Origin of the sequence: Micromonospora sp. WMMC264, from assembly GCF_027497275.1 — a bacterium.
GTDB lineage: Bacteria > Actinomycetota > Actinomycetes > Mycobacteriales > Micromonosporaceae > Micromonospora > Micromonospora chalcea.
Map to the genome: position 1 here is coordinate 157,530 of NZ_CP114907.1, position 22,033 is coordinate 179,562.

A 22,033-nucleotide genomic window follows, 5' to 3' on the forward strand; every position below is an offset into this window, starting at 1 on the left:
GCTGTGGAGAACGCGAGGGACACCTTCTGGGGGCCGGACTTCCAGCAGCTCAGTACCGTCGACCCGGAGATCGCCGAGGTGGTGCTGGGGGAGCTGGACCGGCTGCGCGGCGGTCTGCAACTGATCGCCAGCGAGAACCTCACCTCGCCCGCGGTGCTGGCCGCGCTCGGTTCCACGCTCACCAACAAGTACGCCGAGGGCTACCCGGGCCGGCGCTACTACGGCGGCTGCGCCGAGGTGGACCGGGCCGAGGAGCTGGGCGTCGCCCGGGCGAAGGACCTGTTCGGCGCCGAGCACGCCAACCTCCAGCCGCACTCCGGCGCGAGCGCCAACCTGGCCGCGTACGCCGCCCTGGTGCAGCCCGGTGACACGGTGCTGGCCATGGACCTGCCGCACGGCGGGCACCTGACCCACGGCAGCCGGGTGAACTTCTCCGGCAAGTGGTTCCACCCGGTCGGCTACACCGTCCGGCCGGACACCGAGACGATCGACTACGACGAGGTACGCGACCTGGCCCGGGCGCACCGGCCGAAGCTGATCATCTGTGGCGCGACCGCGTACCCCCGGCTCATCGACTTCGCTCGCTTCCGCGAGATCGCCGACGAGGTCGGCGCGTACCTGATGGTGGACGCCGCCCACTTCGTCGGCCTGGTGGCCGGCGGCGCGATCCCGTCCCCGGTGCCGCACGCCGACGTGGTCACCGCGACCACGCACAAGGTGCTGCGCGGTCCGCGCGGCGGCATGATCCTCTGCCGGGAGCCGCTGGCCGCGCGGATCGACAAGGCGGTCTTCCCGTTCACCCAGGGCGGCCCGCTGATGCACGCGGTGGCGGCCAAGGCGGTCGCGCTGCGCGAGGCCGCGCAGCCGGAGTTCCGCACGTACGCCGCCCAGGTGGTGACGAACGCGCGGGCGCTCGCCGACGGCCTGGCCGCCGACGGCCTGCGGCCGGTCTCCGGCGGCACCGACACCCACCTGGCGCTGCTCGACCTGCGCGAGACGGGCGTGACCGGCGCCGAGGCCGAGGCCCGCTGCGACGCCGCCGGCATCACGCTGAACAAGAACGCGATCCCGTACGACCCGCAGCCGCCGATGGTCGCCTCCGGCATCCGGGTGGGTACGCCGAGCGTCACCACCCAGGGCATGCGCGAGGGGGAGATGGGCCGGATCGCCGGGCTGATCGCGCGCGCGGTACGCACCGATCCCGGCGCCCCCGGGGGCGCGGACACGCTGGCCGAGTTGGCCCGCGAGGTCGCCGAGCTGGTCGCCGCCTTCCCGGCGTACCCCCGATGACGGCGCCACGGGCGGGTGAGCCCGGCGCGATCCGGTCCCGGCTGAACCACCTGCGGCTACCGTTGCTGGCGTGCGCGGCCCTCGCGGTGGTGGGGGTGCCGGCGGCGGCGCTGCTGCGCGGCCCGACCGGGGCGGCCGGCTTCGCGGCCGGGGTGGCGCTGGTGATCGTCAGCTACCTGATCTCCAGCCTCTCGGTGGCCTGGGCGGACGCCATCCACCCTCGGATGATCATGTCGGTCGGGTTGGTCACCTACGCCACCAAGATCGTGATCCTGGGCGTGGTGATGGCCGCCGTGGCGGCCACCGGCTGGCCCGGCCTGCCGGACATGGGCGTGGCGATCATCGCGGCCGTGGTGGTGTGGACCGGCGCCCACCTGACCTGGGCGATGAGATCACCGCTGCCCACATTCGAGCGTCGCGACGACAGCGAGTGACTTTGCTGAATCGTGTCCGGTACGGCGGGTGCCCTGACGGGCGCGACAGGAGTAACGTGGCGCCAGGTTGACGCGCCCGCAGTACGGCCCGCACGCTGTCCGCAGTGTGGGGGGTGCCGCACATCCCCGCGCGCCCCTGCTGATATTGTTCGCCACGTCATGGCCGATGACCCCCACTCCCACAAGTCCGACGAGCACTCGTCGGAGGGTGTGGCAGGCGCCGTCGTGGGTTACCTGCTCGCCGGCATTCTGGTGTGGGGTGGCCTCGGCTGGTTGGCGGAACGGTTCCTCGGTCTGCCAGCCGGCATCGGGGTCGCCGTCGGCATGATGCTCGGCGCGGCCGGGGCGATCTACCTGATCATGAAGAGGCTCAGTGCCTGAGTTCCGGCACACGCGGGTCTGTTGAGTGCGGAGGATGACACGGTGAGCGGACAGCTGGTCGTCGCCCAGGACCTTCCCTGGCCCCCCAGCGTCGGGGATTTCTACCCGCCGGACGTGGCCGGCCCCTGGGTCACCAAGTTCAGCATCATGATCTGGATCGCCGTCGCGCTGCTGATCATCTTCTTCGTGGCCGCGTACCGGAAGCCGAAGCTGGTGCCGGGCAAGGGCCAGTGGGCCGCCGAGGCCGTCTACGGGCTGGTCCGGGACAACATCGCCCGTGAGCAGATGGGCAACGCGGGCATCCGCTTCGCGCCCTACCTCACCGTGCTGTTCAGCTTCATCCTGCTGACAAACATCTTCAGCATCGTGCCCGGCCTGCAGATCTCGCCGAACTCGCACATCGCGTTCCCGATCGTGCTCGCCGCCATCTCGTACGTCATGTACAACTACGTCGGCGTCCGCAAGCACGGCCTCGGCAAGTACCTCAAGCAGAGCCTCATCCTGCCCGGCGTGCCGTGGCCGATGCACTTCCTGCTGATTCCGATCGAGTTCCTGCAGAACTTCGTCGTCCGGCCGGTCACCCTGGCACTGCGACTCTTCGCCAACATGTTCGCCGGCCACCTGCTCCTGCTGGTCTTCACCGTCGGCGGCTTCGTGATGCTCGGGTCGAGCAGCGTCTTCGTGCAGGCGACCTCGGTCTTCTCCTTCGCGATGGCGATCGTGATGGCCTTCTTCGAGGCGCTGGTGGCGGTGCTGCAGGCATACGTCTTCGTCACGCTGAGCGCCAACTACATCGGCACGTCGCTGGCCGACGAGCACTGAGATCCGGCTCGGCGGGCACCCGGCCCGGCCAAGCATCTGGTACCGACCGCGTACACGTGAGCCCTCACGTGTGAACTAGGAGGAATACCCGCAATGAACGTTCTTGCCGAGATCGGTGGCAACGTCAACACCATCGGCTACGGCCTCGCCGCCATCGGCCCCGGTATCGGTGTGGCCCTGGTCTTCGCGGCCTACATCCAGTCGAGCGCCCGCCAGCCCGAGTCGGCCGGCTACAACCGCACCTGGCTGGTGCTGGGCTTCGCCCTGGTCGAGGCGCTGGCGCTGTTCGGCCTGGTGCTCGCCTTCGCCGTTAGCTGACGCGAGCTCTCCCGATCCGGAGGTCTGACATGTATCTCGCCGCCGAAGGCGCGCACAATCCGATCTTGCCGATCTGGCAGGAGATGGTCGTCGGAACGATCTCCTTCGCCCTGCTCGTCTTCGTCCTGCTGAAGTTCGTCATGCCCCGCATGGAGGCGATGTACCAGGCGCGGGTCGACGCGATCGAGGGTGGCATCAAGCGCGCCGAGGCGGCCCAGGCCGAGGCGAACAAGCTGCTCGAGCAGTACCGGGCCCAGCTCGCGGAGGCGCGTACCGACGCCGCCAAGATCCGCGACGACGCACGGGCCGACGCCGACGGGATCCGCCAGGACATCCTCGCCAAGGCGCGTGAGGAGTCCGACCGGATCATCGCCGCCGGCAAGGAGCAGCTCGCCGCCGAGCGGGCCACCATCGTGCGCGAGCTGCGTACCGAGGTGGGCACCATCGCGGTGGACCTGGCCAGCAAGATCGTCGGTGAGTCGCTCGCCGACGAGGCGCGTCGCAAGGGCACCGTCGACCGGTTCCTGAGCGGTCTCGAGAGCACGGGGGCCCGCTGATGCAGGCCGCCAGCCGGGAGTCGTACCGGGCCGGGGCCGAGCGCCTCGACGCGTACGTCCGCGGCGCGGAGCCGTCGGCGGTGGCTGCCACCGCCGACGACATCCTCTCCGTCGCCGCCCTGCTGCGGCGTGAGCCGCGGCTGCGCCGGGCGCTCTCCGACCCGGCCCGGGCCGGCGCCGACCGCTCCGGCCTGCTCGGCGACATGCTGCGCGGCCGGGTCGGCGCGGAAGCGCTCGACCTGCTCGCGTCGATGGTGTCCGGCCGCTGGTCGGCCCCGTCCGAGCTGCTCGACGGTGTCGAGCGCCTCGGCGTGGAGGCGCTGCTGGCCAGCGCCGACCTGTCCGGCGACCTGGGCGAGGTCGAGGACGAGCTGTTCCGCTTCGGGCAGGTCGTCTCCGGTTCCGCCGAGCTGTCCAACACGCTCTCCGACCCGATGGCGTCGGTCGAGCGGCGGGCCGAACTGGCCCGGCAGCTGCTCGCCGGCAAGGCCCAGCCGGTCACCGTCAGCCTCGTCGAGGCCGCGCTCGCTGGTTTCGGTGGACGCTCCTTCACCGGTGCGCTCACCCGGCTGGTCGAGCTCGCCGCCGACCGGCGGGACCGTCAGGTCGCGTACGTGACCGTGGCGGCTCCGCTGACCGAGGAGGAGGAGCGACGCCTCGGTGCCCGCCTCTCGGAGATGTACGGTCGGGAGGTCTCCGTCAAGCAGACGGTCGACCCCGACGTGCTCGGCGGGGCGCGCGTACAGGTCGGCTCCGACCTGTACGACGGCACCGTCCTGCGCCGCCTCAACGAGACCCGCAACGCGCTCGCCAAGCGCTGAGCCCTGATTCGTCGCCACCGGACCGGTCGGTACCAGGTATCCCGGGCCCTGAGATACTTAAGGAAGCAGAGGATGGCCGAGCTGACCATCTCGACGGAGGAGATCCGCGGCGCCCTGGAGCGCTACGTCTCCTCCTACACGGCCGACGTCTCCCGCGAGGAGGTCGGCACCGTCGCCGACGCCGGCGACGGCATCGCCCACGTCGAGGGCCTCCCCTCGACCATGACCAACGAGCTCCTGGAGTTCGAGGACGGCACGCTCGGTGTGGCGCTGAACCTCGACGTCCGGGAGATCGGTGTCGTCGTCCTCGGTGACTTCGGCGGGATCGAAGAGGGCCAGCGCGTCAAGCGCACCGGCCGGGTGCTCTCCGTGCCGATCGGTGACGCGTTCCTCGGCCGCGTGGTCAACGCGCTCGGCGAGCCCATCGACGGCCTCGGCGACATCGCCAACGAGGGCTACCGCGAGCTGGAGCTCCAGGCCCCGAACGTGATGTCCCGCAAGTCGGTCGACGAGCCGCTGCAGACCGGCATCAAGGCCATCGACGCGATGACCCCGATCGGCCGCGGTCAGCGTCAGCTGATCATCGGTGACCGGAAGACCGGCAAGACCACCGTCGCGCTGGACACCATCCTCAACCAGCGCGAGAACTGGCGCTCCGGCGACCCGAAGAAGCAGGTCCGCTGCATCTACGTCGCGATCGGCCAGAAGGCCTCCACCATCGCCTCCATCAAGGGGACGCTGGAGGAGGCGGGCGCGATGGAGTACACCACCATCGTCGCCTCCCCGGCCTCCGACCCGGCCGGCTTCAAGTACCTCGCCCCGTACACCGGCTCGTCCATCGGGCAGCACTGGATGTACGGCGGCAAGCACGTCCTGATCGTCTTCGACGACCTGAGCAAGCAGGCCGAGGCGTACCGGGCCGTGTCGCTGCTGCTGCGCCGCCCGCCGGGCCGTGAGGCCTACCCGGGTGACGTCTTCTACCTGCACTCGCGTCTGCTGGAGCGCTGCGCCAAGCTCTCCGACGAGCTGGGTGGCGGCTCGATGACCGGCCTGCCGATCATCGAGACCAAGGCGAACGACATCTCGGCGTTCATCCCGACCAACGTCATCTCCATCACCGACGGCCAGATCTTCCTCGAGACCGACCTGTTCAACCAGGGCGTCCGGCCGGCCATCAACGTCGGCACCTCGGTCTCCCGGGTCGGTGGCGCCGCGCAGGTGAAGCCGATGAAGAAGGTCGCCGGCTCGCTGCGGCTGAACCTGGCCCAGTACCGCGAGCTGGAGGCGTTCGCCGCCTTCGCCTCCGACCTGGACCGGGCCTCCCGCGCCCAGCTGGACCGCGGTTCCCGCCTGGTCGAGCTGCTCAAGCAGCCGAACTACTCGCCGTACCCGGTGCAGGAGCAGGTCGTCTCCGTCTGGGCCGGCACCGAGGGCAAGCTGGACGACGTTCCGGTCGGCGAGGTCCGCCGCTTCGAGTCGGAGTTCCTGCAGTACCTGCGGCACAAGCACGAGGGCGTCCTGGCCGCGATCGCGGACCACAAGTGGGACGACGACATCATCGCCTCGCTCGACTCGGCGATCACCGAGTTCAAGCAGCTCTTCCTGGGCAAGGAGGAGGAGGTCCGGATCAACGAGGCGCCGGCCAAGCCGCTGGAGGGTGAGCAGTCCCGCGAGACGGTGACCCGCCTGCGCGACGGCGCCGACCGCCCGGCCGAGAGCTGATCCGATGGCCGCCCAGGTACGCGTTCTCCGACAGCGGATCCGTTCCGCCAAGGGGATGAAGAAGATCACCAAGGCGATGGAGCTCGTCGCGACGAGCCGCATCGCCAAGGCCCAGGCCAAGGTGGCGGCCTCGCTGCCGTACGCCGAGGCGATCACCGGCGTGCTGACGGCGCTGGCCTCGAACGCGCGGATCGACCACCCGCTGCTCACCCCGCGCGAGCGGGTGCGGCGGGCGGGCGTCCTGCTGGTGACGGCCGACCGGGGTCTGGCCGGCGGCTACAGCTCGAACGCGATCCGGACCGCCGAGTCGCTGATCGCCCGGCTGCGCGCCGACGGCAAGGAGCCGGTGCTCTACGTCATCGGCCGCAAGGGCGTGGCGTACTACCGGTTCCGCAGCCGGCAGATCGCCGGAAGCTGGACCGGCTTCTCGGAGCAGCCGACGTTCGCCGACGCCCGCGAGGTCGGTGACACGCTGATCAAGGCGTTCACCGCCGGCGCGGACGACGTGGACGGGGATGCCGGCGCCGACGGGATCCTCGGCGTGGACGAGCTGCACATCGTCTACACCGAGTTCAAGTCCCTGATGACGCAGAACCCGGTGACCCGGATCATCGGCCCGATGCAGGTCGAGGACCGGCCTCGGACCGAGGGCGCGCTGCCGGCGTACGAGTTCGAGCCGGAGCCGGAGTCGCTGCTCGACGCCCTGCTGCCGAAGTACATCAACACGCGGATCTTCGCGGCGTTGCTGGAGTCGGCGGCGAGCGAGTCGGCCGCCCGCCGGCGGGCGATGAAGAGCGCCACCGACAACGCCGAAGAGATGATCGAGAAGTACACGCGCGAGATGAACTCGGCCCGTCAGGCCGGGATCACCCAGGAGATCAGTGAGATCGTCGGCGGCGCGAACGCGCTGGCCGCGTCGGGAAGTGAAGTGTGATGACTGTATCCGCAGTTGAGACCAAGACGGCCACGGGTCGCGTGGTCCGGGTCATCGGCCCGGTCGTCGACGCCGAGTTCCCGCGCGACGCCATGCCGGAGCTGTTCAACGCTCTGCACGTCGACGTGACCCTTTCGGGTGGTGAGAAGACGCTGACCCTGGAGGTCGCCCAGCACCTGGGTGACAACCTGGTCCGTGCCATCTCGATGCAGCCGACCGACGGTCTGGTCCGCGGCACCGACGTGCGTGACACCGGGGCACCGATCAGCGTGCCGGTGGGTGACGCGGTCAAGGGCCACGTGTTCAACGCGATCGGCGAGTGCCTCAACCTCACCGAGGGCGAGACGATCGAGGCCGACGACCGGTGGGGCATCCACCGTAAGGCCCCGGCCTTCGCGGACCTGGAGCCGAAGACCGAGATGCTGGAGACCGGCATCAAGGTCATCGACCTGCTCGCCCCGTACGTCAAGGGCGGCAAGATCGGCCTGTTCGGCGGCGCCGGCGTGGGCAAGACGGTGCTCATTCAGGAGATGATCACCCGCGTGGCCCGGAACTTCGGTGGTACCTCGGTCTTCGCCGGCGTGGGTGAGCGCACCCGCGAGGGCAACGACCTCATCGCCGAGATGACCGAGTCGGGCGTCATCGACAAGACCGCGCTCGTCTACGGCCAGATGGACGAGCCGCCGGGCACCCGTCTGCGGGTCGCGCTCTCCGCGCTCACCATGGCGGAGTACTTCCGCGACGTGAAGAAGCAGGAGGTGCTGCTCTTCATCGACAACATCTTCCGCTTCACCCAGGCCGGTTCCGAGGTGTCCACGCTGCTCGGGCGTATGCCGAGCGCCGTGGGTTACCAGCCGACCCTGGCCGACGAGATGGGCGAGCTCCAGGAGCGGATCACCTCCGTCCGGGGCCAGGCCATCACCTCGATGCAGGCGATCTACGTGCCCGCCGACGACTACACCGACCCGGCGCCGGCCACCACGTTCGCCCACCTCGACGCGACCACCAACCTGGAGCGGTCGATCTCCGACAAGGGCATCTACCCGGCCGTGGACCCGCTGGCGTCCTCGTCCCGGATTCTCGCCCCGGAGTTCGTCGGCGAGGAGCACTTCGCCGTCGCCACCGAGGTGAAGCGGATCCTGCAGCGCTACAAGGACCTGCAGGACATCATCGCCATCCTCGGTATCGAGGAGCTCTCCGAGGAGGACAAGCTCACCGTCGGCCGCGCCCGCCGGATCGAGCGGTTCCTCTCGCAGAACACGTACGCGGCGGAGCAGTTCACCGGCGTCCCCGGCTCGACGGTCCCGATCGCCGAGACCATCGACGCCTTCCGCCGGATCAGCGAGGGGGAGTTCGACCACTTCCCGGAGCAGGCGTTCTTCATGTGCGGCGGCCTGGAGGACCTCAAGGCCAAGGCCAAGGAACTGATGGGTGAGGAGGGCTGAGAGCCCGCTCACACAGGGGAGGGCCGTCCCGGCGAAAGCCGGGGCGGCCCTCGCCGTTTCCGACCATTGCACTACCAGATGCCCGGATCTCCGGCAAGCAGTTCGCCGAATCGCGCGGTACCGTTCCTGACACGACTTTCACATCCCGGCCGTTGATCTCTGCAACCAAACGGACCCCCGCGCCCGTCTTCCTACCCGTGGGCGTGACGATTGGAGATGCTCGTGGGCGGTAAGGGCGGCACGGACCGCGGCAAGCGGTCCATGTGGCGAGGCGTGCCCCGCTGGGCCCGCGTGTGCACGATCCTGGGCATCGTCATGGTGGTGCTCAGCGGCTCCGTGCTGCTCGGCTCCCGCGCCCTCGTCGCCCGCTACGAGGGCTCGGTCGGCAAGGCCGACCTCTTCGGTGACCAGGCCGCCGGCGCCAACGAGAAGAAGAGCGACATCAAGGGTCCGCTCAACATCCTGCTCGTCGGCGTCGACCCGCGTACGTCGACCGCCCGGCCGCTCGCCGACTCGATCATGGTGCTGCACGTGCCCGCCAGCATGGACCGGGGTTACCTCTTCTCGCTCCCGCGCGACCTGCGGGTGGACATCCCGGCCTTCGCCAAGGCCGACTACTCCGGCGGCAACGACCGGCTCAACGCCGCCATGTCGCACGGCAGCAACGTACCGGGGCAGAATCCCAGCACCGCGCAGGGCTTCGAACTGCTCGCCAAGACCGTGCAGGACGTCACCGGCATCAAGCGCTTCGACGCCGGCGCGATCATCAACTTCAGCGGCTTCAAGAAGATCGTCGACGCCATGGGCGGCGTGGACATGTACATCGAGCGGGAGGTCCGGTCCGAACACCTCCAGCCGGACGGTACGCCCCGCCAGCTCCGGCCCGGTGGCGGCGGCTACCTCGGACCGCAGGCGGTGTACAAGAAGGGCAACGCCCACCTCGAAGGCTGGCAGGCGCTGGACTACGTCCGGCAGCGCTACCCGAAGAACGGCGTGCCGGACGGTGACTACGGCCGGCAGCGGCACCAGCAGCAGTTCGTCAAGGCCATGGCGAGCCAGGCGGTCAGCGCCGACGTGGTGACCAACCCGGTCAAGCTCGACCGGGTGCTGCGGGCCGCCGGCAAGTCGCTCGTCTTCAACGGGCGCGGCAACAGCGTGGTGGACTTCGGGCTGGCGCTGAAGGACATCCGTCCGAACGCGATCGAGACGATCAAGCTGCCCGGCGGGGCGATCGGCTCCGGCAGCGCGTACCGGGGTGAGCGGCTGCTCGAACCGGCGGAGGACTTCTTCACCGCCCTGCGCACCGAACAGCTCGATGCCTTCCTGCTGGAGCACCCCGATTTCATTCAGAAAACCAAGTAGCCTGGGCGGGTGCGGGGCCGTGGTGGTCCGGCTCTCACCACCCGCGTTGGGTGGGCCGCGGGGGCGCGACTAGACTTTCGGCAATCCGCCGCCGCAGCAAGGAGACAGCGTGGCACAGCAGCTTCACGTCGAGCTCGTAGCCGTCGAGGAGAAGGTCTGGACCGGCGAGGCCGAAATGGTCGTCGCACGGACGACCGAGGGTGAGCTCGGTGTGTTGCCGGGGCACGCGCCGCTGCTCGGCCAGCTCGCGGAGCCCAGCCAGGTACGCATCAAGCAGGCCGGTGGCCAGCAGGTCGTCTTCGACGTGCCCGGCGGCTTCCTGTCGGTGACCAGCGAGGGCGTCACGGTGCTCGCCGAGAGCGCGACCCCCGCCACCCCGGCCCGCTGAGCAGACCCGCCGATGGAGATCGTCGAAGGGTTCGGAATCGGCGTAGCGGTAGTCGTCGTCGCCATTCTGATCCTCTTCATCCGGCGGGCCCTGTTCACACGTAGCGGTGGCACCATCCGGCTGAGCGTGCGGGTCTCCACGATCCTCGACGGTCGCGGCTGGTCACCCGGATTCGGTCGCTTCGTCGGCGACGAACTCCGCTGGTACCGCATGTTCAGCTTCGCGCTGCGCCCCAAGCGGGTGCTCTCCCGCGAGGGGCTTGCGGTCGAGCGACGGCGGCTTCCCGAGGGCCAGGAGCGCATGTCCATGCCGGCCGAGTGGGTGATCCTGCGCTGTACCAGCCACCACGCGCCGATCGAGATCGCCATGGCGCGTTCCACGGTTACCGGATTCCTGTCCTGGCTCGAGGCCGCCCCACCCGGGGCGGTCTCGCCGCGTCTGGCCTCCCAGGACTGGCCCGCCGCCTGACCTCAGCCGCTTGATCGACTCCACTTCCCCGAAGTGGCGGCACCCCCGCACACCTTGGCCGGCTGAATCCGGCACCCGGGTCGCCCAGTCCGGCTGCCCCCGCACGACAGCCCTCACCTCGCCATCGATCTTGGAGTTGTGGCGCCCACGATGCCCGTTTGACGAGGTATGCGAGGCACCACAACTCCAAGATCGCCGAAGTTCCCAGAAGTTCGGGACGGGTTGCCGCCCCCTAGCTCCTGATGCCCCGCGCGATCTTGCACTTGGGTGCCCCATAAATCTGGCGAATCGGGCGTTCCGAGGGCTCAAAGTGCAAGATCGCGCGTGCGGACCTGCGGCGGGGCGGCCGCCTCGGGTCAGCCCCCCTCCGATAGCGTCGATCATGAACTTGGCGGCACTTGGTGTCCGTTATGTCGCCGCTAACCTCATGATCAACGCTGTGGTGGGTGCCCGGGGAGGCTTTTGTGGGGGTGATCAAGGGGTTTGTGTCCTCGTGGGTGCCGGAATGTGCCGCAAACTCCTTGATCAACAGGGCGTAGGGCGAGGCGGCCGGGCCGGGGCGCGGTGGGGGTTTGGCGTGTGTGGGCGGGGTGTCGGGTTCGGGGGTGGTGGGCGGCACTCTGGTGGCGGAATCGTGGGCGGGCCGGTGGCGTTGTAACCGGGTGAACGATCGAGCAGGGCCGCGCCCCCGGAGCGAGGGGGTGCGGGCTGTGGGAACAGTGCCGGTCGTTGAGTACGTGCGGCGGCGTGAGCCGCGGGGAATCATCCCGCCCGGCCGGTCGTTGAACACGGTTCCGACGACGTGAACCCCCGCCGCCCCCGGCGGCGAGCTGGCCCGGGAATGATGCCGGGTCGACGGTCGTTGGACATCCTCCCGGCACCGCGTAGAGGCCCCCAGCCCCCGCGAGCAGCCGGGATCCCCTTGAGACTTTCTTGAGCGCCTGACGGTGCCCACGCACCCCCGGTCCCCCCGGGGGGTGTGTCGACCCCCGAATGGAGCCCCCATCATGAACACGATTCTGCGTAAGAGCATCCTGGGTATTGCTGGTCTGGCTTTCACCGGTGGCGTGTTCGCCGGCCCGGTCGCCGCCCACGCGGCCGACACCACCCACGCGGCAAAGCCGGTCACCGCCACCGTGCAGGGTGACAAGCTGATCCCGCACGGCGTGCAGGGCGCCCAGTCCCGCATCGACCTCAATGACGAGCAGACCAAGAACGTGAAGGCGATCATTGCGGCGACGAAGAAGGCCGGCATGGACGAGCGCGCCGCGGTCGTGTCGATCGCGACCGCGTTGCAGGAGTCGAAGCTGGAGAACCTCGGCCACCTCGGTGACCGCAACGACCACGACTCGCAGGGCCTGTTCCAGCAGCGCCCCTCCTCCGGTTGGGGCACGGTCGAGCAGATCACCGACCCCGAATACTCCACCACCGCGTTCCTGAAGGGCCTCAAGCAGGTCGACGGCTGGCAGGACATGCCCCTGACCAAGGCCGCCCAGACCGTCCAGGTCTCCGCCTACCCGGACCACTACGCCCAGTGGGAACAGCAGGCCGCCGACCTCGTCGCCAAGCACTGGAACAGCTAAGACGAGGTAAGACACAGCGAAAGGCCGGCACCCCGAACCAACGGGGTGCCGGCCTTTTCACGTCTCCGCTACCAGCTCGACCTCGTACCCCTGCCCGTCGGTGAGGTAGGCGGCGTAGCTGTCCGGGCCGCCCGCGTGCGGGTGCCGGTCCGGGAACAGCAGCGTCCAGCCGTACTCTCCGGCGGCAGTGACCAGGCGTTCGACGGCGGCCGGCGGGCCGGCGTGGAAGGCCAGGTGGTTCAGGCCGGGCGCGCGCCTGTCGTGGGTGCGGCCGGTGAGCGCCGGTGACTGCTCCAGCACGATGTACGTCGCGCCGAGCCGCCAGGAGCGGCCGGCGGGCCAGTCCTGGTAGAGCGTCCAGCCCAGCTCGCCGAGAAGCCAGCCCCACGAACGACTGGCCGCCGCCAGGTCGGGTACCCACACCTCCACGTGATGGAGGCCGCCGATGGTCAGCGTTTCCCGCCCGGAACCCATAGCACGTCGCCGTTCGGATTTGCCGTTCTTGACAGGATAAAGAGCAAATCGGAGAGCCGGTTGAGATACTTTGCCGGGAGGGGACTGGTCCGATCGGGGTCGTGTGCGACCAGCGCCCATGCCGCACGCTCGGCGCGCCGGGCGGTCGTCCGTGCCACGTGCAGCAGTGCCGCACCAGCGGTGCCGCCGGGGAGGATGAAGGAGTCGAGCTTGCTCAGGCGCGCGTTGTACTCGTCGCACCAGCCCTCGAGGCGCTCGACGTACTCCTCGGTCACCCGCAGCGGCGGGTACTTCGGGTCCGGCTCGACCGGCGTCGCCAGGTCCGCGCCGACGTCGAACATGTCGTTCTGCACGGACTCCAGCACGGCCCGCAGCTCGTCCGAGAGCTGCCCCAGGGCGAGCGCCACGCCGATCGAGGCGTTGCACTCGTCCACGTCCGCGTACGCGGCGATGCGCGGATCGGTCTTCGGCACCTGCTCGTTGTTGCTCAGCCTGGTCATGCCGGCGTCGCCGGCCTTGGTGTAGATGCGCGTGAGGTGGACGGCCATGACGCACAGCCTACGGATACCGGACCTGACCATCCCGGCCCGGCCGAGTCCGGTTGGGCCGGGGGACGCGAGCGATCCGGCGGTCAGCGACGTCGACGTCATCCGGGTACGCGGTGACGCCCGGCTCGACGGCACCGTGCACGTGGTGGGTGCGAAGAACTCCGCGCTGAAGCTGATGGCGGCGGCGCTGCTCGCGCCCGGCCGCAGCCTGATCACCAATGTGCCCCGGATCACCGACATCGCGATCATGGGCGAGGTGCTGCGGCGGCTCGGCTGCGGCGTACGTTTCGGGCCGGACGACCCGGTCGACCCGATGGTGGCCCACGGCGGTGTGGAGCGGTCCCGCTCGGTGCTCATCGACGTGCCGGAACGGCCGGGCGCGGAGGCCGACTACGACCTGGTGCGGCGGCTGCGCGCGTCGATCTGCGTGCTCGGTCCGCTGCTGGCCCGCCGGGGGTACGTGCGGGTGGCGCACCCGGGCGGCGACGCGATCGGCTCACGCGGCCTGGACATGCACATCGCCGGGCTGGCCCGGATGGGCGCGGAGATCTCCGGTGAGCACGGCTTCGTCATCGCCGAGGCCCCGGACGGGCTGCACGGCGCGGACATCGTGCTGGACTTCCCGAGCGTGGGCGCGACCGAGAACCTGGTGATGGCGGCGGTGCTGGCCCGTGGCGCCACGACTATCGACAACGCGGCCCGGGAGCCGGAGATCGTCGACATCTGCACCATGCTGAACCGGATGGGCGCCCGGATCGAGGGGGCCGGCACGTCGACGCTGCACATCGTCGGCGTACCCGGGTTGCAGCCGGTCCGGCACGCCACGGTGGGGGACCGGATCGTGGCCGGCACCTGGGCGTTCGCCGCCGCGATGACCCGCGGCGACGTGACGGTGACCGGCCTGGACCCGGCGTACCTGGAGGTCGCGCTGGACAAGCTGGTCGCGGCCGGCGGCCTGGTCGAGACCCGGGGTGACGCCTTCCGGGTACGGATGGACGACCGCCCGAAGGCGGTGGACGTGGTGACGCTGCCGTACCCGGGTTTCGCCACCGACCTGCTGCCGATGGCGATCGGGCTGGCGGCGGTCAGCGAGGGCGGCTCGCTGATCACCGAGAACATCTTCGACGGCCGGTTCATGTTCGCCAACGAGATGATGCGGCTGGGCGCGGAGATCCGTACCGATGGCCACCACGCGCTGGTGTGCGGCCGGGAGCGGCTGTCCGGCGCCCCGGTACGCGCGACGGACATCCGGGCCGGCGCCGGCCTGATCATCGCCGGGCTCTGCGCCGACGGGTTGACCGAGGTGTCGCACGTGCACCACGTCGACCGGGGCTACCCGGACTTCGTGGCGGATCTGCGGGCGCTCGGCGTCGAGGTGGAGCGCGGGACCGCGCCGGAGGAACCGGACCTGGCCATCTGACAGCCGGTGCTTATCCGTCGTTAAGTAGGGTTCTGGCAGACGTTGCAGAACACGGCGAGGGAGAAGCAGATGGCGGGTCGACTCGCGGTCGTCGGTGCCGGGCTGATGGGCTCGGGCATCGCCCAGGTGGCGGCGCAGGCGGGCTGGCAGGTGACGCTGCGCGACATCGACGACGCGGCCACGAAGCGCGGTGTGGACGGCATCCGGAAGTCGCTGACGAAGTTCGCCGAGAAGGGCAAGATCGAGGCGTCCGACGTCGAGGCGACGCTGGCCCGGATCACGCCGACCACCGACCTGGAGGCCGCCGCCGACGCGGACATCGTGGTCGAGGCGGTCTTCGAGAAGATCGAGATCAAGCACGAGGTGTTCCGCGCGCTCGACAAGATCTGCAAGGCGGACGCGGTGCTCGCCACGAACACGTCGGCCATCCCGGTGACCCAGATCGCCACCGCCACCGAGCGCCCGGAGTCGGTCGTCGGCACGCACTTCTTCTCGCCGGTGCCGATGATGAAGCTCTGCGAGCTGGTACGCGGCTACAAGACCAGCGACGCGACCATGGACACCGTCAAGTCGTTCGCCGAGGGGATCGGCAAGACGGTGGTGGTGGTCAACCGGGACATCGCCGGTTTCGTCACCACCCGGCTGATCTGCGCGCTGGCGATGGAGGCGGTCAAGCTCGTCGAGGCCGGCGTGATCTCCGCCGAGGACCTGGACACCGCCTGCAAGCTGGGCTTCGGCCACGCCATGGGCCCGCTCGCCACCGTCGACCTGACCGGCGTGGACGTGCTGCTCAACGCCACCCGCAACATCTACACCGACACCGCGGACGAGAAGTTCTTCCCGCCGGAGCTGCTCCAGCGCATGGCCACCGCCGGCGACCTGGGCCGCAAGACCGGCCAGGGCTTCTACTCGTACTGACCGGCCCGTCCCGCCCCCGGCCCGAGCGGCCGGGGGCGGTTCACGTCCGGGGCGGGCTGAGCGCGGCGCCGACCAGCGCGAACGCGTCCGGGATGACAGTGCCCCAGTAGCCGAAGTTGTGCCGCCCGTCGGCCCAGGCGGCGCGTACCGGCTCCTCCGGCAGCGCCCGGGCCAGCGCACGGACATCCTTGAGGAAGTTGTCCTGCCGCCCGCACCAGAGCCCGACCGGCGTGCCGCGCAGTTTGTCCACACCGGTGAAGACCGCGTCGCCGGGGCTCACCGCGGGGGAGAAGGCCGCCGCCATCCGCAGCCATTTCGGGTACGTCTCGGCGAGCAGCAACGCGCCGAAGCCGCCCATCGACCAGCCCCACACGGCCAGCCGGCTGCTGTCGAACCCGCGCCGGGCGCACCAGGTGGGCACCTCCTCGCGCACCATCCGCTGCGGGTCGTCGTCACCGGAGGCGCGCCAGGACAGCCGCCCGCCGGTGGCGCCCGCGAGCGCGAACGGCGGGGCGCCCCGGCGTACCGCGTCGGTGAGGAAGCGGGCCAGGCCGAACCGGCCGTAGTCGCGCGGGGTGGCCGACGCGCCGTGCAGCACCAGGCATACGGGCAGGCCGCGGCCGTCGCCGTACCCGTCGGGCACCGCCGTCCAGAAGTCGACCTCGCGGCCGCGCGCGCCGGAGGCGATGCGGATCAGACGTTCGTCGCCGGCCGGGGCGTCCGGCAGGGCCGGGGCCGGTCCCGGGCGGGGGCCGGCCAGTTGCCGGGCGGCCAGACCGCCGACCACCGCGGCGCCGGCCACGCCGGCGGCGGCGCCGAGCAGGGTACGCCGGGTCAGCGTGGGTGCCATGCCGGCGAGTGTGCCACCGCCGGGCGCGTGTTAAGAAGGGGCCCTTTCTCTACCGGAGGCGTTAAAAGGGGGCCCTTCCTTACACCTCAGCCGTCGCGTTTGGTGGTCCAGCGGAACGTGGTCAGGCAGAGCACCAGGCCGATGACGCACCAGGCGCCCAGCACCAGCGCGACGGTGCCCAGCTCGAACGAGCCGCCCGGCTCCCGCGCGCCGAAGCTGTCCGGCAGGAACACCGAGCGCAGCCCCTGGCACATCCACTTGAGCGGGAAGATCGCCGCGACCTGCTGCATCCAGGTGGGCAGGCTGGTGAAGACGAAGAACACGCCGGAGATGAACTGGAGCACCAGCGCGACCGGGGTGACCACCGCCGAGCCGCTGCGGGCGGTACGGGCCAGCGACGAGATGGCGATGCCGCAGAGCGTGCAGGCGGTGACGCCGAGGACGGAGACCCAGGCGAACGTCAGCCACTTGGCGGTGGTCTGCGGCAGGTCCAGGTCGAACATCGCCACCGAGACGGCGAGCAGCAGCACGGTCTCGGCGATGCCGATGACCACCACCATGATCACCTTGCCGGCGAACCAGACCCACTTCGGCATCGGCGTACCGCGGTAGCGCTTGAGCACGCCCCGGTCCCGCTCGATCGGGATCCAGATGCCGAGGTTCTGGAAGCTGACTGTCATCAGGCCGGTCGCGATCATGCCGGTGATGAAGTACTGGGTGTAGCTGACCCCGGGCGCGATCTCGTCGCTGAAGATCGCCGCGAAGATCAGAATCATGATGATCGGGAAGCCCATCGTGAACACGACGGACTCCCGGCTGCGCAGGAACTGGGTGATCTCCAGCCGCCCCTGGCGCAGCGCCAGCGCGCCCGCGCCGGGCCGCCGGGCCACGGCGGCGGTGACCGGGGCCGCGGGGTTCGTCGTGGTGGTCATGAGTGTCCGATCATCCGCAGGTAGACGTCTTCCAGGGTCGGCCGGGTCACGGTGAGGCCGGGCACCTCGCCGCCGAAGCGCGCGGCCAGGTCGTACACCAGCGCCGTCGGCGTCGCGGTCTCCGCCGAGGCCAATGTCCCGTCGGGGGTACGCCAGGAGACGATCGCCAGCGACTCCTGCCGGTTGCCCAGCCGGTTGGGCGGCGCGACCTCGATCACCCGCCCGGCGGCGATCACGCCGACCCGGTCGGCGAGCGCCTCGGCCTCGTCCAGGTAGTGGGTGGTGAGCACGATCGTGGTGCCGGCGGCGGACAGGTCCCGGATCAGCTCCCAGAACTCGCGCCGGGCCTCCGGGTCGAATCCGGTGGTCGGCTCGTCGAGGAAGAGCAGCTCGGGGCGGCCGATGATGCCCAGCGCCACGTCCAGGCGGCGCTTCTGCCCGCCGGAGAGCGTGTGCGTACGCGCCTTGGCCTTGGCGCCCAGCCCGACCCGCTCGACCACCTTGTCCGGGTCGTCGGCGCCCGGGTAGAAGCCGGAGAAGTGCCGGACCACCTCGATGACGCTGAGCTCGTCGAACTCGCCGGTGCCCTGGAGCACGATGCCGACCCGGGAGCGCCAGGCGGCGTCGGGGTGGGCGGGGTCGGCGCCGAGGACGCGCACCTCACCGGCGTCGCGCTGGCGGTAGCCCTCCAGGATCTCGACCGTTGTGGTCTTGCCGGCGCCGTTCGGGCCGAGCAGGGCGAACACCTCGCCCCGGTGGACGTCCAGGTCCACCCCGGCCACGGCGACGTTGTCGCCGTACGCCTTGCGCAGCCCTCGCACGGAAATCGCGAGCTCGTTCTCCATGCCGTCAAGTGTGCGTCGTGCGGTGGCCCGTTCCGCTGCCGGGTCAGCTATATACGCGAGGTATACACCCGGTGTAGTCTCTGCTCATGACGGTTCCCCTGACCCTGCTCGGGCTGCTCGAACGCGAACCGAGCCACGGCTACGACCTCAAGCGCGACTACGACACCTTCTTCGGACGCGGCAAGCCGCTGCCGTACGGGCAGGTCTACTCGACGCTGAGCCGGCTGGCCCGCGACGGCAAGGTGGTGGTCGGCGACGTGGCTCCCGGCGCGGGGCCCGACCGCAAGCGCTACGTGATCACCGACCTGGGCGCCACCGAGGTGGAGCACTGGCTGACCGAGCCGGTCGAGCCGGAACCGCACCTGCAGACCCTGCTGTTCACCAAGGTCGTGCTCGCGCTGATGCTCGACCGCCCGGCCGAGGAGTACCTGGACACCCAGCGCGCCGCGCACCTGCGCCGGATGCGCGAACTCACCGAGATCAAGCGCAGCGGCGAACTCGTCGACGTGATGCTGGCCGACCACGGCCTCTACCACCTCGAGGCGGACCTGCGGTGGATCGAGACGACGGGCGCCCGGCTGGACGCCCTGAGAAAGGCGGTACGGCCATGAGCCCGATGATCGAGGCACGTGACGTCACGTACGCGTTCGGCGAGACACCCGCCCTGCGCGGCGCGAACCTCGCCGTGGCCGCCGGCGAGGTGGTCGCCGTGATGGGACCGAGCGGCTCCGGCAAGTCGACGCTGCTGCACTGCCTGGCCGGCATCCTGCGCCCCGACTCCGGCGAGGTCCGGTTCGACGGCGCCCGGATCGACACGCTCGGCGAGGCCGACCGGAGCACGCTGCGCCGCGACAGCTTCGGCTTCGTCTTCCAGTTCGGGCAGCTCGTACCGGAACTCACCGCGGCCGAGAACGTGGCGCTGCCGCTGCTGCTGCGCGGTGTCCGCCGCACTCCGGCGCTGCGCGCCGCGCGGGGCTGGTTCGAGCGGCTCGGCCTGGCCGGCATGGAGCACCGCCGCTCGGGCGAACTGTCCGGCGGGCAGGCCCAGCGGGTCGCGCTGGCACGCGGCCTGGTCGTGGAGCCCCGGGTGCTGTTCGCCGACGAGCCCACCGGCGCGCTCGACTCGCTCACCGGCGAGGAGGTGATGACGCTGCTGGTGGACGCCGCCCGTGAGAAGGGCACCACAGTCGTGCTGGTGACGCACGAGGCGCGCATCGCGGCGTACGCCGACCGCGAGGTCATGGTGCGCGACGGCCGGGTCAACGCGCCCGCCGGGGTCGTCTCGTGATCGGGCTGGCGCTCCGGCTCGCCGTCGCCGGTGGCCGGGAGGCGCTGCTCCGGCTGGTCGCCATCGCCGCCGCCGTCGCGGTCGGCACCGGGCTGCTGCTCACCACGCTTGCCGGTGTGAACGCCACCGACGCCCAGCTCACCCGCTACGCGTCGATGTACCCGCAGGAGACGGCGGGCGGGTCCGCCGACCCGCTGCTGTGGTCGACCCGGTTTGACTACTTCCGGGGCGACCAGATCGTCCGCGTCGACGTCGCCGCGACCGGTCCGGACGCGCCCACGCCGGTCGGCGTTCCCCGCGCGCCGGGGCCCGGCGAGTTCTACGCCTCCCCGGCGCTGCGGAAGCTGCTGGCCACCACCCCCGCCGACCAGCTCGCCGACCGCTACCCGGGCCGGGACCTCGGCGAGATCGGGCCGGCGGCGCTCACCTCACCGGACACCCTGCTCGTCCTGGTCGGCGGCACCCCGGAGCAGGTGGGCGGGCTGGACCAGGTCCGCAAGGTCACCCGGCTCGACGGCAACAGCGCTCCGCTGCCCGGGGCCGCGGTCGACCTCATCCTCGGCGTGGTGGCGGGCGGACTGCTGTTCCCCGTACTCGTCTTCATCGGCACGGCGACCCGGCTCGGCGCCGCCCGCCGGGAGCAGCGGTTCGCCGCGATGCGGCTGGTCGGGGCCACGCCCCGGCAGATCTCGGCGGTCGCGGCCGTCGAGGCCGCGCTCGCGGCGGCGGCCGGCGCGTCGGTCGGCTTCGCGGTGTTCTTCGCGTTCCGCAGCCAGCTCGCCGGCATCCCGTTCACCGGCATGCCGTTCTTCCCCGGGGACATGGCCATCGGTGCGCCGGAGGCCCTCCTGGTGGCCCTCGGCGTGCCGGCGGGCGCGGCGGCCGCGGCCTGGGTCGCGCTGCGCCGGGTACGGATCTCCCCGCTCGGCGTCACCCGCCGCGTCACGCCCCGGCCGCCCCGGGTGTACCGGCTGATCCCGCTCGCGCTCGGCCTGGCCGGGCTCGGCTTCGCCCTGGTGTACCGGCCGCCCACGTCGGACGGTCAGACCGCGTTGTTCCTGCCCGCGCTGCTGCTGGTCATGGTCGGGCTGATCACCGGTGGCCCCTGGCTGACCATGGTCGGCGCCAAGGTGCTGGCCGCCCGGGCCGGCCGCCCGGCCGCGCTGATCGCCGCGCGCCGGCTCGCCGACAACCCGGCAGCCGGTTTCCGGGCGGTCAGCGGGGTGATGCTCGCGCTGTTCGTCACCACGGTGGCCGTCGGTGTGATGGGGACGATCACGTACGAGCGCGGTCCGGCGCCCCGGGGGTCGCTGGAGGCCGGCCGGCTGTCGATGGTGCTCACTGACGACCCGCCGGTGCCGGGCACGCTGCTGGCCGACCTGGCGGCGGTGCCCGGCGTCCGCAACCCGGTGCTCGTCCGGGAGAACCCGGTACGCGGTGACGGCCGCGACTCCGGGGTGATCGCCTGCGCGGACATCCCGCCCGCCTACGGGCGGTGTGCCGCCGGGGCGAACGTCGCCGAGGTGCCGCCGGACCTGATCCCCTGGCGGGAGTCCGCCTCGGCCGACCGGATCTGGCCGTCGTCCCCGGTGGACCCGGCTGCCCTCGCGGGACTCCCGGCGGGTTCGGTGGCGGTCGAGGCGGAGGATCCGGTCGCGGTGGAGCGGGCCCGGACGGTCCTCGAAGCCGCGTTCCCGACGTTCTACGTGGCGCCGAACGTGCCCGGCGACTTCGAGGCCGACTTCGCCGACACCATGCGGGGCTGGCAGCGGCTGGCCGACATCGTCGTGGTGGCCGGTCTCGTGCTCGCCGGGTGCAGCCTGGCCGTGGCCGTGGCGGCCGGCCTCAGCGAACGGAAGCGGCCGTTCAGCCTGCTGCGGCTCAGCGGCGCCCCGGTTCGGCTGCTGCGCCGGGTGGTGGCCCTGGAGAGCGTGGTGCCGCTGCTGACCGTCGCCGTGGTGGCGGTCGGGATGGGACTGGTCGCCGCACACCTGTTCCTGCGCGCCCAGATGCAGTACGACCTGCGCGTACCGGGGATCGGGTTCGCCGCTGTGGTGGCCCTCGGCGTGCTGGGCTGCCTCGCGGTCATCGCGGCCACGCTGCCGCTGCTGGAACGGATCACCGGCCCGGAGACCGCCCGCAGCGAATGACCCGTACGGTGGGCCGGTGTGTGCGGCCGGCCCACCGTCGCGGGCCTGGGGTTGTGTGGTTTTCCACACTCTCTTTTACTAAA

At 70.9% G+C, this 22,033-nt stretch carries 24 protein-coding genes; 19 read left to right on the top strand and 5 right to left on the bottom strand.

The window, feature by feature from the left end; genetic code table 11:
* Nucleotides 1-3: 3 nt before the first annotated feature.
* The 14 genes from glyA (at nucleotide 4) to O7542_RS00795 (ending at nucleotide 12,525) form a co-directional block, all read left to right on the top strand.
* Nucleotides 4-1,290: a serine hydroxymethyltransferase gene (glyA, locus tag O7542_RS00730; RefSeq protein ID WP_113974613.1), complete on the top strand. Its 1,287-nt coding sequence runs from the start codon at nucleotides 4-6 to the stop codon at nucleotides 1,288-1,290.
* Complete coding sequence (locus O7542_RS00735) at nucleotides 1,287-1,724, top strand: hypothetical protein (RefSeq protein WP_030504734.1); 438 nt, start codon at nucleotides 1,287-1,289, stop codon at nucleotides 1,722-1,724. The genes glyA and O7542_RS00735 overlap by 4 nt, the downstream gene beginning before the upstream one ends.
* 159 nt (nucleotides 1,725-1,883) lie before the next feature.
* Nucleotides 1,884-2,105 (top strand): hypothetical protein, encoded by a 222-nt coding sequence (locus O7542_RS00740; RefSeq protein ID WP_030504733.1) that lies wholly within the window; start codon nucleotides 1,884-1,886, stop codon nucleotides 2,103-2,105.
* 42 nt (nucleotides 2,106-2,147) lie between these two features.
* A complete protein-coding gene (gene atpB / locus O7542_RS00745; protein WP_043328655.1) occupies nucleotides 2,148-2,927 on the top strand; it encodes a F0F1 ATP synthase subunit A in 780 nt (259 codons plus the stop codon).
* A gap of 93 nt (nucleotides 2,928-3,020) precedes the next feature.
* Nucleotides 3,021-3,245, top strand: a complete 225-nt coding sequence (gene atpE, locus O7542_RS00750; protein WP_018789141.1) for an ATP synthase F0 subunit C — start codon at nucleotides 3,021-3,023, stop codon at nucleotides 3,243-3,245.
* A gap of 29 nt (nucleotides 3,246-3,274) precedes the next feature.
* A complete protein-coding gene (locus O7542_RS00755; protein WP_030504731.1) occupies nucleotides 3,275-3,802 on the top strand; it encodes a F0F1 ATP synthase subunit B in 528 nt (175 codons plus the stop codon).
* Nucleotides 3,802-4,623, top strand: coding sequence for a F0F1 ATP synthase subunit delta (locus O7542_RS00760; RefSeq protein ID WP_030504730.1), 822 nt, complete (start codon nucleotides 3,802-3,804; stop codon nucleotides 4,621-4,623). The genes O7542_RS00755 and O7542_RS00760 overlap by 1 nt, the downstream gene beginning before the upstream one ends.
* Before the next feature lie 72 nt (nucleotides 4,624-4,695).
* Entirely contained in the window at nucleotides 4,696-6,345 is a 1,650-nt protein-coding gene (gene atpA / locus O7542_RS00765) for a F0F1 ATP synthase subunit alpha (RefSeq protein ID WP_281605571.1), read from the top strand.
* A gap of 4 nt (nucleotides 6,346-6,349) precedes the next feature.
* Complete coding sequence (locus O7542_RS00770; RefSeq protein ID WP_030504728.1) at nucleotides 6,350-7,279, top strand: F0F1 ATP synthase subunit gamma; 930 nt, start codon at nucleotides 6,350-6,352, stop codon at nucleotides 7,277-7,279.
* Nucleotides 7,279-8,724, top strand: a complete 1,446-nt coding sequence (atpD, locus tag O7542_RS00775) for a F0F1 ATP synthase subunit beta (RefSeq protein WP_030504727.1) — start codon at nucleotides 7,279-7,281, stop codon at nucleotides 8,722-8,724. The genes O7542_RS00770 and atpD overlap by 1 nt, the downstream gene beginning before the upstream one ends.
* Nucleotides 8,725-8,940: 216 nt before the next feature.
* Nucleotides 8,941-10,086 carry an LCP family protein gene (locus tag O7542_RS00780; RefSeq protein WP_043328659.1) on the top strand — a complete coding sequence of 382 codons (1,146 nt, stop codon included), beginning with the start codon at nucleotides 8,941-8,943 and terminating at the stop codon, nucleotides 10,084-10,086.
* A gap of 109 nt (nucleotides 10,087-10,195) precedes the next feature.
* Complete coding sequence (locus tag O7542_RS00785) at nucleotides 10,196-10,474, top strand: F0F1 ATP synthase subunit epsilon (RefSeq protein ID WP_043328661.1); 279 nt, start codon at nucleotides 10,196-10,198, stop codon at nucleotides 10,472-10,474.
* Nucleotides 10,475-10,486: 12 nt separating this feature from the next.
* Entirely contained in the window at nucleotides 10,487-10,942 is a 456-nt protein-coding gene (locus O7542_RS00790; protein WP_043328663.1) for a DUF2550 domain-containing protein, read from the top strand.
* A 1,007-nt stretch (nucleotides 10,943-11,949) separates the two neighbouring features.
* The gene (locus O7542_RS00795; RefSeq protein ID WP_166457003.1) at nucleotides 11,950-12,525 is read left to right on the top strand and encodes a hypothetical protein; all 576 of its coding nucleotides are present in this window, start codon (nucleotides 11,950-11,952) and stop codon (nucleotides 12,523-12,525) included.
* Between the two features lie 57 nt (nucleotides 12,526-12,582).
* Here the strand turns inward: O7542_RS00795 and O7542_RS00800 are convergent, their stop codons facing one another.
* Together O7542_RS00800 and O7542_RS00805 are read right to left on the bottom strand one after the other, a co-directional pair.
* The gene (locus tag O7542_RS00800) at nucleotides 12,583-12,999 is read right to left on the bottom strand and encodes a VOC family protein (RefSeq protein ID WP_043328666.1); all 417 of its coding nucleotides are present in this window, start codon (nucleotides 12,997-12,999) and stop codon (nucleotides 12,583-12,585) included.
* The gene (locus tag O7542_RS00805) at nucleotides 12,975-13,547 is read right to left on the bottom strand and encodes a cob(I)yrinic acid a,c-diamide adenosyltransferase (protein ID WP_043328669.1); all 573 of its coding nucleotides are present in this window, start codon (nucleotides 13,545-13,547) and stop codon (nucleotides 12,975-12,977) included. Before O7542_RS00805 ends, O7542_RS00800 begins: the two co-directional genes overlap by 25 nt.
* Between O7542_RS00805 and murA the strand changes: the two genes are divergently transcribed.
* Nucleotides 13,546-14,967: a UDP-N-acetylglucosamine 1-carboxyvinyltransferase gene (gene murA / locus O7542_RS00810; protein WP_064447829.1), complete on the top strand. Its 1,422-nt coding sequence runs from the start codon at nucleotides 13,546-13,548 to the stop codon at nucleotides 14,965-14,967. The genes O7542_RS00805 and murA overlap by 2 nt on opposite strands.
* Before the next feature lie 69 nt (nucleotides 14,968-15,036).
* Nucleotides 15,037-15,885: a 3-hydroxyacyl-CoA dehydrogenase family protein gene (locus O7542_RS00815; protein ID WP_069087232.1), complete on the top strand. Its 849-nt coding sequence runs from the start codon at nucleotides 15,037-15,039 to the stop codon at nucleotides 15,883-15,885.
* A gap of 40 nt (nucleotides 15,886-15,925) precedes the next feature.
* Here O7542_RS00815 and O7542_RS00820 read toward each other — a convergent pair whose 3' ends face one another.
* The 3 genes from O7542_RS00820 to O7542_RS00830 all read right to left on the bottom strand — a co-directional run bounded on the left by O7542_RS00820 (nucleotide 15,926) and on the right by O7542_RS00830 (nucleotide 18,512).
* On the bottom strand, nucleotides 15,926-16,735 hold the full coding sequence (locus O7542_RS00820) for an alpha/beta hydrolase-fold protein (protein ID WP_064447827.1): 810 nt from the start codon (nucleotides 16,733-16,735) through the stop codon (nucleotides 15,926-15,928).
* A gap of 86 nt (nucleotides 16,736-16,821) precedes the next feature.
* Entirely contained in the window at nucleotides 16,822-17,667 is an 846-nt protein-coding gene (locus tag O7542_RS00825; RefSeq protein ID WP_166457004.1) for an ABC transporter permease, read from the bottom strand.
* Nucleotides 17,664-18,512 (bottom strand): ABC transporter ATP-binding protein, encoded by an 849-nt coding sequence (locus tag O7542_RS00830; RefSeq protein WP_281605572.1) that lies wholly within the window; start codon nucleotides 18,510-18,512, stop codon nucleotides 17,664-17,666. Before O7542_RS00830 ends, O7542_RS00825 begins: the two co-directional genes overlap by 4 nt.
* 86 nt (nucleotides 18,513-18,598) lie before the next feature.
* On the opposite strand from O7542_RS00830, the gene O7542_RS00835 reads away from it, so the two are divergent.
* Genes O7542_RS00835 through O7542_RS00845 form a run of 3 tightly spaced genes read left to right on the top strand, consistent with a single transcriptional unit; the run spans nucleotide 18,599 to nucleotide 21,950 of the window.
* Nucleotides 18,599-19,123 carry a PadR family transcriptional regulator gene (locus O7542_RS00835; protein ID WP_069087235.1) on the top strand — a complete coding sequence of 175 codons (525 nt, stop codon included), beginning with the start codon at nucleotides 18,599-18,601 and terminating at the stop codon, nucleotides 19,121-19,123.
* Nucleotides 19,120-19,800: an ABC transporter ATP-binding protein gene (locus O7542_RS00840; RefSeq protein WP_166457005.1), complete on the top strand. Its 681-nt coding sequence runs from the start codon at nucleotides 19,120-19,122 to the stop codon at nucleotides 19,798-19,800. Before O7542_RS00835 ends, O7542_RS00840 begins: the two co-directional genes overlap by 4 nt.
* Nucleotides 19,797-21,950, top strand: a complete 2,154-nt coding sequence (locus tag O7542_RS00845) for an FtsX-like permease family protein (protein WP_166457006.1) — start codon at nucleotides 19,797-19,799, stop codon at nucleotides 21,948-21,950. The genes O7542_RS00840 and O7542_RS00845 overlap by 4 nt, the downstream gene beginning before the upstream one ends.
* Nucleotides 21,951-22,033: the final 83 nt, after the last annotated feature.